12 protein-coding genes are annotated in these 12171 nt (G+C 26.2%); all 12 read right to left on the reverse strand.

Annotated elements, in window-relative coordinates; translation table 11 throughout:
- Nucleotides 1–50 precede the first annotated feature (50 nt).
- The 12 genes from ACLR9T_RS08480 to ACLR9T_RS08535 all read right to left on the reverse strand — a co-directional run bounded on the left by ACLR9T_RS08480 (nucleotide 51) and on the right by ACLR9T_RS08535 (nucleotide 12123).
- On the reverse strand, nucleotides 51–1556 hold the full coding sequence (locus ACLR9T_RS08480; protein ID WP_413109108.1) for an oligosaccharide flippase family protein: 1506 nt from the start codon (nucleotides 1554–1556) through the stop codon (nucleotides 51–53).
- A 21-nt stretch (nucleotides 1557–1577) separates the two neighbouring features.
- Nucleotides 1578–2792 carry an O-antigen ligase family protein gene (locus ACLR9T_RS08485; protein WP_413109109.1) on the reverse strand — a complete coding sequence of 405 codons (1215 nt, stop codon included), beginning with the start codon at nucleotides 2790–2792 and terminating at the stop codon, nucleotides 1578–1580.
- Nucleotides 2793–3179: 387 nt separating this feature from the next.
- Nucleotides 3180–4394 carry a glycosyltransferase gene (locus ACLR9T_RS08490; protein ID WP_413109110.1) on the reverse strand — a complete coding sequence of 405 codons (1215 nt, stop codon included), beginning with the start codon at nucleotides 4392–4394 and terminating at the stop codon, nucleotides 3180–3182.
- Complete coding sequence (locus ACLR9T_RS08495; RefSeq protein ID WP_413109111.1) at nucleotides 4391–5125, reverse strand: ATP-grasp fold amidoligase family protein; 735 nt, start codon at nucleotides 5123–5125, stop codon at nucleotides 4391–4393. The genes ACLR9T_RS08490 and ACLR9T_RS08495 overlap by 4 nt, the downstream gene beginning before the upstream one ends.
- Nucleotides 5126–5270: 145 nt before the next feature.
- The gene (locus ACLR9T_RS08500) at nucleotides 5271–5801 is read right to left on the reverse strand and encodes an acyltransferase (RefSeq protein WP_413109112.1); all 531 of its coding nucleotides are present in this window, start codon (nucleotides 5799–5801) and stop codon (nucleotides 5271–5273) included.
- A 10-nt stretch (nucleotides 5802–5811) separates the two neighbouring features.
- Nucleotides 5812–6942: a glycosyltransferase family 4 protein gene (locus tag ACLR9T_RS08505; RefSeq protein WP_413109113.1), complete on the reverse strand. Its 1131-nt coding sequence runs from the start codon at nucleotides 6940–6942 to the stop codon at nucleotides 5812–5814.
- Complete coding sequence (locus tag ACLR9T_RS08510) at nucleotides 6942–8153, reverse strand: glycosyltransferase family 4 protein (RefSeq protein ID WP_413109114.1); 1212 nt, start codon at nucleotides 8151–8153, stop codon at nucleotides 6942–6944. Before ACLR9T_RS08510 ends, ACLR9T_RS08505 begins: the two co-directional genes overlap by 1 nt.
- A gap of 2 nt (nucleotides 8154–8155) precedes the next feature.
- Nucleotides 8156–9124: an ATP-grasp domain-containing protein gene (locus ACLR9T_RS08515; protein WP_413109115.1), complete on the reverse strand. Its 969-nt coding sequence runs from the start codon at nucleotides 9122–9124 to the stop codon at nucleotides 8156–8158.
- Nucleotides 9124–9750, reverse strand: a complete 627-nt coding sequence (locus ACLR9T_RS08520; protein ID WP_413109116.1) for a sugar transferase — start codon at nucleotides 9748–9750, stop codon at nucleotides 9124–9126. The genes ACLR9T_RS08515 and ACLR9T_RS08520 overlap by 1 nt, the downstream gene beginning before the upstream one ends.
- Nucleotides 9750–10973, reverse strand: coding sequence for a DegT/DnrJ/EryC1/StrS family aminotransferase (locus tag ACLR9T_RS08525; protein ID WP_413109117.1), 1224 nt, complete (start codon nucleotides 10971–10973; stop codon nucleotides 9750–9752). Before ACLR9T_RS08525 ends, ACLR9T_RS08520 begins: the two co-directional genes overlap by 1 nt.
- A gap of 152 nt (nucleotides 10974–11125) precedes the next feature.
- Nucleotides 11126–11623: a transcription termination/antitermination NusG family protein gene (locus ACLR9T_RS08530; protein WP_413109118.1), complete on the reverse strand. Its 498-nt coding sequence runs from the start codon at nucleotides 11621–11623 to the stop codon at nucleotides 11126–11128.
- On the reverse strand, nucleotides 11620–12123 hold the full coding sequence (locus ACLR9T_RS08535; protein WP_413109119.1) for a transcription termination/antitermination NusG family protein: 504 nt from the start codon (nucleotides 12121–12123) through the stop codon (nucleotides 11620–11622). Before ACLR9T_RS08535 ends, ACLR9T_RS08530 begins: the two co-directional genes overlap by 4 nt.
- Nucleotides 12124–12171: the final 48 nt, after the last annotated feature.

Below are 12171 nucleotides of genomic sequence, written 5' to 3' on the forward strand. Positions count from 1 at the left end.
ATATTTGTTCTTAAAATAAATTTTTTTTAAAATTTGTTTCATTCTCATAACTATTTCCCTAATTCCTTTAATTTAAAAAATTTCTTTTCTTCATTATTAAAACCATAAAAATACAATAAAAATAGATAAATTAAACAATATAAAATCATTTTAAAAACTAGTGCCTTCCAGCTATTGTATATATACATATTAAAAATGATTAAGCTTATACATGGTAGTAATTGACATAAAAAAATCTTTTTAAAAATATTTCTAAAAATATAAATCGCATTTATATTGAATCTCTTTAAATAATAAATATTCATTATTACTAAGCTTCCAATTATTGTGCTTAATGATGTTCCTAAAGCTGCGGCATAATAGCCAAAATATTTAGTTCCAACTATAGTTATAAATAAATTTAAAATCGTTGACATTCCAATTACTAAGGTTCTAAATCCCAACTTATTTTTAGCTCTTAAAACAGATAGGCACACATTTTGACTTAATTCAAATAATGCAGGGATTATCAATATTACTGTAATTATCCAAGCGTCGTTAAAACCTTTTCCCATCCATAATAATATAAATTCTTTCCCTAAAATAATAAATCCTAAAGTTGCTGCACCTAATAATAAAAACTGTAGCCTACCAACTCTAATTACAAAATTTTCTAAATCTCTACTAGTTGCTCCTTTTGCTATAATTAATGTAGTAGTAGGTAACATCAAATTAGAAATAGCTGTTGATAATTGTTGAAACATATTAAATATAAGAATACCAACAGAATATACTGTTACAGCATCCGGTCCAATTATTGAGCCAATTACAATATTATCTAAATTCATATTTACTTGACTCATAACTGATTGTATAAATAAAAAAATTGTATATTTAAATGACTCTTTAAATATTATCATATCCCAGAAATGATATTTTATTTTTGTGTTTAATATTTTTATCACATAAAAAATTTCAACCAGCAATACTAAGGCTTCCAAAAACAATGTTAATGCAACAATAGTAATGGAATTATTAAAAATTGGTAAAAAAACAAATAACAATAAAATACGTGAAATGATAGAAACTAATTTTACACTATTAGTAAATATAAATTTATTCATCCCAGAAATAATACCAATTATTATATTTTCAAAAACTATTAACACCATATTAACAAGCAATAAAACCATCAATTCTTTCGCTCTAATTAATTGCTCGTTATTAAAAGTGTTACCATATAAGCTATCAATACTTATATATAAAAATATTCCTGCAATAATAATCATCACAGAAAAAAATATTCCTTGTAAAATTGCCATTGCAGAAAAATTTTCTATTTCTTTTCTTTTGTTCTCAATATTAAACTTAGCTATATATCTCTGAACTGTTCCACCTATTCCCAAATCTAATACAGAAATAGAAGCAGATAAAGCTGCAATAGTTTTATACACACCATATTCACTGGTACCAATTGTGCTGAGTATAAAAGGTGTAACAATTAATCCATATATAGAATTTACAGTAATTAAAAAATAAGATAACATCGCTCCTATTTTTAGTTCACTTTTATTCATTATACTATTCCTCTCTTAATATTATAAAAACAGTTTATGATTTTGCTTATTCATACTTGTTAAAATGCCAATTAATGCAAAAAAGTATTTTGATTGGACAAACGAATTTGATAATAGCAATTGAAAAAATCCCATTGCAATTATCATCAATATTATAAGACAATTATAAAAATTGCATCTTTTATACAATAATAAAATTTTAATGATAATAAATAATAATATAAGTGTTCCAAAAATAATTCCAAAATCACATAGTAATTCATAAATTATACTATGTGCATAAATTCCCTCTGGATAATTTGGTAAATTACCTTTGGTAACTGCTCTATCACCATATAGTCCATAACCAATAGCTGGTTTTTCTAATATAGATTTTCCAATTACTTCCTTTATTTTATTTCTACCATTATCATCGCTAATTTCACCATCTTGAAACATAGTTAAAACTCTTGTACTAATTCCATTATCATTTAAATAATTTATTGTATTATCCATATACACAGAAAATGTATTTGTGTTGATAAGAAAAATAAATAGTACTGTTATTATAGATGTATAGTATAAAAATTTAAATGTATGATATTTTTTATAAAGTACCATTAATGTAAAAACGACAATTAACAAAATTGGTCCTCTAGTACCTTGAAAAAATATAAATGCAATTGATAAAATTCCTATTAATATATTAATTAAATTAGTATTTCTTATCATATAATATATATTAATAAATACACAAGGTAAAATATTATATGCAAATCCCATTCTATCTTCCGTAATAGTTTCTTCTAATGAAATAATATTAAAATAATAGATTAGATTCATAATCAAAACTACTAATGCAATTATTCTAATAATATTTAAATCTAAATTTTCACATAATAGAGCTTTACCAATAATAAAATATGGTAAATATAGAAAGATCATATCAAAAGCCCTATTAATACTAAATTCTGAATTAATCTTAAATAAACTGGAAAAGAAAATAATTAAAATAAAAAAATAGTATATTATAAAATCATTTAACGAACATCTTTTCAAAATATTTTTTCCTACAAAAAGAAAAAAAAGAAGTAAAATTAAATAATCAAAATATTTAATAACTACATTCAATCCTATTATATTTAATATAGGACTCATAATTCGAATAATATAATTATTAATCGCAGGATATATAAATACAAAACAAAAAATTATACTTTCCTTTATAAACGCTCCTTTTTTAATACTAATTTTCATATATTCCTCCATTTTTGACCACCTTCATCGGTCAGACACAAACATTTTATTAAAATTAATTTCTCATCAATCGTTTTTATAGTTTCCTATGAGAGATAATATACTATAAGACACGTGAAAGAGAATAGGCAGCTCTACTCCATATAGAATATCTTGAATATATAAATCATTGTTAGTCTTTCAAACACATACAAGTAAGACTTATAATCTTAAACACTTAAAATTTTTTTATCAACTATAGTGATATTTTGCAAACCGGTAATCAATGACAATTCTTTCTTACTTTAGGGTAAACATTAAAAAGCTATTTCTTAAAAGACTAATAAATACAGTTATTTGGATTCAATTATTTTTTACACTTAGCTCTAGTATTTAATTTATTCTAATCTATTTATTTATTAAAAATTCAATAATCTTGTTGCCTTGAATTTCAGCTATCTTATTATTAAAAATATAATTCATAGCTGCTTTACCCTTATCTAATAATTCATCATATGGTATTGATAAAATATTTTCTAAAGTTTTATTTAATCCATCAATAGTTTCATTTTCTAATACATAACAATATTTATAATATTCATCAGGAATCCCTGGTAATTTAGTAGTCAATAGTGGTGTTCCGCAAGCCATATATTCAATTGTTTTTGAAGGAAATGAAAACTTTGTATATTCTTCTTTACTATCTCTAATATTGACTAATAATGAAGCCCTATGCTCATACTCTAAAACTACATCTCTATTAACTCTTCCAAAAAATTTAATTCTTTTATCACTTTTAACATATTCTTTAATTTCTTTTTCAAAATCACCAGATCCAAACAACCATAATTCAAAATCATTTTTAGTCAACATAAAACCTTTAATTAACATTTCAATTCGATGTTTTTTATTAAGCATTCCAGCATACATAATTGCTTTTTCTTTTTTCAAATTATTATATTTTTCATTTGTAATAAACAAATTTTTATTTGCAATTCCTTCAATGATTAAACAAGGTTTATCCGACACACCAAGTTCATCTTTCATATATCTTGTCAATAAAATATATTTATCAAATTTTGTCTGATATTTAATCTGTGAATTCAAAAAATGATTAGAAAATATCTTTTTCATTCCTGTAGGTTTTCTTAATGAAAAATGAAATTTAGGTAAATCTGTAACAATAACACATGTTTCTGTTTTGAATATCTTTGCTAAAAAAGTCACTGGTCGCGCAATAAAGCTAAAAATAGAACAACAAAAAATCACTTTGTCATTTTCATCAATATTTTTTATCAACCAATAAAGAAGTGAAAAAAAAGTAGAAATACAATATCCCCACTGTTTTAAAAATGCAAAATTAATTGTTGGATACCATTGCGTTGAAATCCCTGATTTCAACATTTCTTTTCTTGGTGGAATAAACAATTTATATCCATTTGGAAAAGATGCAATTGTTAAAAAAGTATGTGCTGAGATTTCAATATTTTTATTTTCATTCATTCCTGTTAATAATGAATCTTCAAAAACCTGAGCAGAAATAGACGGTTTAACTTTGCTTTTATTAGTAATATTATTAAATGTTTCATCTGAACATATCGTTCCAATATAATATAATTTCATGTATTTTCTCCATTAATCAAACTGCCAAACTTATAATCATATTCCTTTGGCTGGAATGGAATAAGTCCGCCACCTGAATGAAATGTTAATTCACTAAAAATAACTTTCTCATCAACATTGTATAAATCAACTCTTACAAATTTAAATGGTTGTGCCAATTTTTCTGCAACCTTAATTAACTCATCTTTATTTTTTGGCAAATTTTCATTTTCAAATCCATCATATCCATATTTAACATCTATTTTCATCCAATTAGGATCATAGATATTGTCAAAACGCTTTCCATTAATTTGCTTATTATGTTGTATAAAACCTACTTTTCCATTAAAACAAAATAATTTAAACTCTTCTAATTCACCATTTTTAGGTTCTAAAAATTCATCACACATAATTCGCGGTTTTATATTTTTATAATTTTTTTCTCTATCTTTTAAATAAAAATTCTCTTTTAACCATGAATTAAACTTTTGCTTAGCTTCTTTTTTATTAAAACTATTAATATCATTAACAATAATATTATATGATGAACCATGTGTTGCCTTCATCGCAAATTTTTTAGGATACTTAGAAAAATCAATTTCCTCAAAAGAGTTATATATTCCTATCACTTTATTCAAGTATTCATCACCAATAGTTTGACTAACGTATTTACGTACTTCATATTTATCAGTGTATTTAGCATACTCCAATTTTTCATCAGAAATTTTTGTACTACAAATATATTCGTTCATTGTTGTAGGATTTTTTAAATTTGGAATTTTACCAAACATTATAAAATATAATAATTTACTATGATTTTTATCTGAAATAAGGCTAGGAAACTTCATAAAAAAATTTATTACCAAGACCTTCAAACCGACTCTAACCTTCAAAAATCTAACCCCTTTCATTTATATCTTTTAAATTTGATTTTCTAGACTGAATATATATCGTATTTGATGGAATTTCTCCTTTAACAACACTCTGTGCTGCAATTATAGAATTATCACCAATTTTACTACCACGTAATATGATACTACCAGCACCAATCCAAACATTTTTTCCAATAATAATTTCATTTAACTCATAATCATTATGTAGCACACGACCATTTTGGATTTTATGATCATGATCAAATATCATCACATTTGGTGCTATGATTGTATTTTTACCAATATATATTTTATCCCTGCACGTAATAATAGTATTAGAATTTATAAATACATTATCATCAATAATTAACTTTGCTTTATCTCGAACATTTATTTCTACATTATTTCGAGTTCTAAAATTATGTCCAATTAAACAGCAAGAAGAATTATCCATAACTATTTTTGTTGAAAGAGAGACAAATAAAATATTTTTATAACTTTTCTTTCCCATGAAGCGAATTGCATTATATCCAACTAGTAATATTTTCTTTAACATACATACCCTTTCAATTATTAAACATATCAATATATTTTTTAACTATATTCTCAGTTTTTAACTTACTATTAATATATTCTTTTGCATTTTTACAATAAAGTTGATATAAATCGTCATTCATCTCAATTAATTTATCAATGGCACTTCGAAATCCATCTTCATTTCCAAATTTAATAACATAACCACATTTATTTTCGTTAATATCATTCCATGGTGTTGTATCACTAATAACTACCGGTCTACCAATTAATAATGATTCTACAATAGAATGACCGTAATTTTCACCTGTTGTAGGCATATAAAAAGCATGATATTTAGATATTATCTGAGTAACTTTATCATGTTCTATACTTCCTTTATAATTAACTTGAATATTTGATGGCAGTTTACTTATTTCTATTTGACACAGTCTCCAATATTCATTGTCTTCAATTGAACCATATATATCATATTGAACCTGACCTTCTACATTTTTTAGATATTTAATTGCTCCAAGCAAATTTTTTGTAGGATGAATCCGAGCAACATAAATTAATTTTAAATTACCAGAATTTTTAGTAATTAAAGTATTATTATAGGATACAATTGATAAGTTATTTATATTATATATCCTATCTTGTTTAATCTTTATAAAGTCTTCTATATATTGTGATTCTTCTTTTCCAGTACCCTGAAAATAAATATTTTTTAATAAACCAAAAAATCTAAGAAGTAATGTATATAATTTTTTCTTTTTTTGACCAACAGCTAATCGTTTTGGATAAAATTCTCCTCTAGGAGCAATAATGACTTTAATCCCATGTATTTTTGCATATTTTAAAACCGGAAAAACATCGTCATAACTAAAGAAACTGTTTTGATATATAACATCGGGTTTTATTTCTTCAATTAACTTTGTTAATTTTGAAGATGTTCTAGTTCCATAACCAAAATAAAAAGCTTTACCAAAATAAAAATCGTTCCAACCATCATTTATATTTGGCAAAGGCTTTTTTTCATTAATTTCATGATTTTTTGAAATAACATATATATCAAATTCATCATATATACTATCAACTAGATTCTTTATGCTTACTGGTGGTCCACCACCATTTTTTTGAGGATAAAATAAAGAGGCCATTATCAATAATCGTTTCTTCATTATTTATCCTCCAAATATCTTTCAATTAAATCAATAATTTTAGTGTTTGAATAATTTCTATCAAATAACTTTTCTGCCATCTTTCTTGATCCAATATGCATCTTGTTTCTTAGATTTACATCTAATATTAATTTTTTAATTGCTTCAGCTACTTGATCAGAATTCTCTACACTACAATTAAATCCACAAGCATATTTATCAATTAGATTACGATACTCATAATTTTCCTGGGTACTAACTACTGGTAACCCACTAGCAGCATAATCAGAATGTTTATTTATAATGCTTTGGGCAGCACCTTTTGAAATTGGATTTACTGCAATATCTGCATTTGCTAAATAAGTAATCATTTCTTTATAATCTTTACGTCCTAAAAAATCTACGTCAACTTTTTTTAATTTACTATAATTTTTAAATTCTTCTAACAACGGACCATCGCCTAATACTTTAAATTTTATATTATTGAAACCTGATAACATTAATTTGTTTATTGCATCAATAACAATCTTAATATTATAGCTATGTCCCAATGTCCCAACATATATAAGCCATATTTCGCCAGCTTTTTTTATAACTTGACAATTACTATACGTATTGTCAAATTCTTTTAAATCTGTTCCCAAATAAACCACTAGTCCATTATCTTTTAAATTATTTTTTAATCCTCTTTTAAGATATGTATCAGAAACAGCAATAATTTCATCAGCTGCTTTAAAAATCTTATTTTCAGTAATCATTAAAGGAAAAAAAATAATATCTGATATTACGGGAATATTCAGTACTAACTTAAAAGCTTCTGGCCATAAATCTTGTATATCAATAAAAAAAGGGATATTGTTTTTTTTACAATATTTTCTAGCTGTTTTCCCTACATCAAGTGATGGAATAGCTACATATACTAAATCTGGTTTAGGTATAGTTGCAAGATATTTAGCCAAATTTTTTCCAAAAACATAATGACTATAAAAACGTTTTATACACACATTTTTAGAATACCCCGGCTCAGATAACATCGTATATTTATAACTTAATTTTTCTAAACCAGGAATATATTTATCTCTAGTCTTTTTATTTTTATGAGAAAAATCAGTTGTTACAATTTCAACTTTATAATTTCTTTTACATAATAACTTGGCTAAATATATGAATCTATTATTTCCTGGTTCATTTGGCGGTTGGCTAAAATGGTCAATAATTAGTATTTTTTTCATATCTAATCAGCCTTTTTCATCATAATTTCACTATATTTCATCATATATATCTTTTCTTCATATTTGCCAATAATGTTTCTATTCTCTCTTCCTTGTAAGTTATTGATTATCAATTTCATATGATTTACACCACATTCATATGCGTGAGGATATCCGCCACCAAATCTCGGATTCACCTCAGAAATATAATACTTCCCATTAACATTGAATACATCAATATCAATTTGAGCTAAAAAATTTGCTTCCTTTACAAATTTACTTATTAAATCAAATAATTTTTTATCAATAAAAGATACTGCTTTATCTGTTTCTCCCGCTCTCATAACCAGTTTCTTTTTTGCAAAAATCGAAACCACTTTTTTAGTAATTATATCAATATAACAATCAACACCTAGTTCTTGGCCATCTAAGTATTCTTGAATTAGTAAATCCTGATTATTTTTAATAAGAATATCTAAAGTCTCTTTATCATCTACTTTACTTATAGCCATACTAGCACTACCTTTATAAGGTTTTACAAATACAGGAAAATTTATTCTCCCGGTATCTAAGTCTTTATAAAAATCATTAATATCCAGGTATGATTTAGCGCAATTATAACCATGATTTTTTAACCAATTATACATTTTCCACTTATCCAATGCTAATTCACATGCCTCATAATTTGAACCAATAACTGTTACACCTATTTTTTTGAATTTCTCACTATTTTTAGCAAGTAGAGATAACTCTGGATCAATTAACGATAATACTGCGGTTACATTTTCTTTTTTACAAATATCCAAAACAACCCCAAGATACCCTATATCAACCATTTTAGGAACAATATAATATTTATCAGCTTCATATAAAGCAGGTGCTAATGGATTGCAATCTGTAGCAATTACTTTTCCTATATCTGATAAATTGCTTTTAAAATATTGAATTATTTTATTTCTAGTACCACAACTTAAAATTAAAATATTAATCACTATCTTATACCTAACTTAGCCTTTCTTTCCTCTGCAAAATTTGGTTCCACACTCCTTGTATCAGTTGCAATATCTGATTTCTTTAAAACTAATAAAATAGTAGTAATAATTATTTTTACATCTAATACGAAATTCATGTTATTAACATATTCAACATCCTTTTTTAATCTATGGTCCCAATCAATAAAATTTCTTCCATTAACCTGAGCCCATCCTGTTAATCCAGGTCTTACTTCATGACGCCTTTTTTCTTCTTTACTATAAAATGGTAAATAACTAACTAATAAGGGTCTTGGTCCTACTATGCTCATATCCCCTTTGAAAATATTAAAAAGTTCAGGTAATTCATCTAGACTAGTCATTCTTAATAATTTACCAAACTTGGTTAATCTTACTTCATCAGATAAGAGATTATCATTTTCATCAGTTTCATTAGTCATCGTTCGAAACTTATACATTTTGAATATCTTTTCATTTTTACCAGGTCTTTCCTGAGTAAAAATAATAGGTGACCCTAGCTTGATTCTTACTAACAAAGCTACTATCAAATAAACTGGACTTAATAAGATTATCGCTAATATGGATAAAACAAAATCAAGCAATCTTTTAAAAAATAATCGGTACATTATGCAAAACACCCTTTAATAATTTCTATGATGTCATTCTGCTGTTCTTCACTCATCTTGTTATCACTTGGTAAACATAATCCTCTTGCAAATATATCAGCTCCAATATCTAAACTTTCACCATCAATACAGGCATTAATACATGCTCTACCATTTCCAGTTCTAGTAATAAATGGATTCATTCGATAGATTGGTTGTAAATGCATTGGTTTCCAAATCGGTCTTCCCTCAACATTATATTTTGCTAATGTTTCTAAGATTTCCGTTGGACAGCTTTTACCTGATTCACTAATATATAGAGTATCTGTTTCTCCTCTTACTTGTTTACACATTGCTTCTTTATTAATAATCATACAAGATAACCAATAGTTTGGTTCACAATCACCAGGAATTGGATTCATTTTTACTGGTAAATCTTTAAAACCTACTTGATATCGTTGATAAATAGTTTTCTTTTGTTCAATATGTTCTTCAAGATAGGGAATTTGTCCTCTAACTATTCCAGCTATTACATTAGACATTCGATAGTTATAACCAATTTCTTCATGTTGATACCATAGAGCATTTTCTCGAGCTTGAGTTGACCATTTTCTTGCCTTATTAGCTGCTTCTAAATCATTTGTTAAAAGCATTCCCCCAGATGATCCAGTAATTATCTTGTTACCATTAAATGAAATCGCATTATAGTCACCAAACTTACCTGTTTGTTTCCCTTTATATGTGGCTCCTAATGATTCTGCTGCATCTTCTATAATAACTGCACCATGTTTATCACAAACAGCTTTAATTTCATCAATCTTACAAGGTGTTCCATATAAATGTACCACTACAACAACTTTAACATCAGAATATATTTCAAAAGCTTTTTCTAAAGCAACCGGGTCCATATTCCATGTTTCATATTCACTATCAATAAATACTGGAATACCTCCTTCGTAAACAACTGGATTAACTGTTGCCCCAAAAGTTACATCACTACAAAAAACATAATCACCAGGTTTTACCCCAGCTAATTTAACCGCCATATGTAAAGCTGCTGTTCCCGCTGAAAGTGCCACCGCATGCTGACAGCCAACCTTATCACAAATTGATTTTTCGACTTCATCGATATTTTTTCCTACTGTTGACATCCAATTAGTTTCATAAGCTTTTTTTACATATTCCAGTTCTTCTCCATGCATTGTCGGCGATGATAACCAGACTTTATTTTCAAATTTTTTCATTCTTTCACCCTCTCTTTTATCCCGCTACTATTAACTATCTTTTTGTACAAACTAAAAAGTTTCTATGTGATTTTGGGTACAGTCTCCCCTACCCCATAGAAACCAATAAAATATTCAGAATATAAATGAAGGCGGATTACCAAGCGCTTCATCTATTTCTTGCTTAAGATATCAATACCTAACTTAATTCTCCGATCAAAAAAGATTAAGTCCAAAAAAGCACAACAATTATGTTTATCAACTTTAACAATATGATTTTCATATGCCACCAATGGTCCATCAACAACGTGTGTTTTACCACCTTCTTGATAACCATGTGAAAGCCTAACAATATGATGATTATCTAATACTAAATTAAAGAATTCTATCTCTTTTAAAGTTAATGCAGAAGTTTCATTATTCTTTAATTGTTTAATCAAACCATCATTATCATCCTTCATCCTATATAACAAACTATTAAATTCTTCCTGATTTAGAGTTGTCTTAACAAAGATATAATTATCAAACATTGGTTTAATCTTTATTTCTTTGGTATAACGATGACATACCTCATATCCAGGGATAAAAGCCTCTAATTCTTTCTTTGTATTTAAATTAGATAAAATTCTTTTAGTCTTATAACTTAAAGTAAATATGACATACCAATTCATATTTTACTAACAACCTCAGCAGCTACTGTAAATTGCCTATTAAATAAATTACAATCCAATATTACAACTCTTTTATGTCGATCAACTTTTACAATCTTATTTTCTAATCCTTTTAAAGGACCAGATGAAGCCACAAATCTAGAATTAATACTATCCCCTACAGAATGCCTAATTATATGCCTTCCATTGAATAGCTTTTCTAAAAAAAGCTGTTCTTCAAATGTTAAAGGATAAACATCTTTATAATTAATTAATTCAATTAAACCCTCTATTGTCTCAAAGAGCTTTTTAAATTGATTAGCAAATTCATCTTTATCAAGTTTACTTTTAATAAACACATAATCTGGGTATAGTTCTTTAATAAGATATGTTTTTTTATTTTTTCTACTATACCATTGTTCTTTTTTGGGAATAAAAGCTTCTATATATTTCTGTCTGTTAAGTGAAGCAACAAGTTTTGAAGCTTGTCTTGATTTCACATGTGCAACATACCAAAACATATCCATCACCTATTCTTTCCATATCACAAAACACAGAGTTCTGCGATA

It is taken from the genome of Thomasclavelia sp., assembly GCF_047249845.1.
Taxonomy (GTDB): domain Bacteria; phylum Bacillota_I; class Bacilli_A; order Erysipelotrichales; family Coprobacillaceae; genus Thomasclavelia.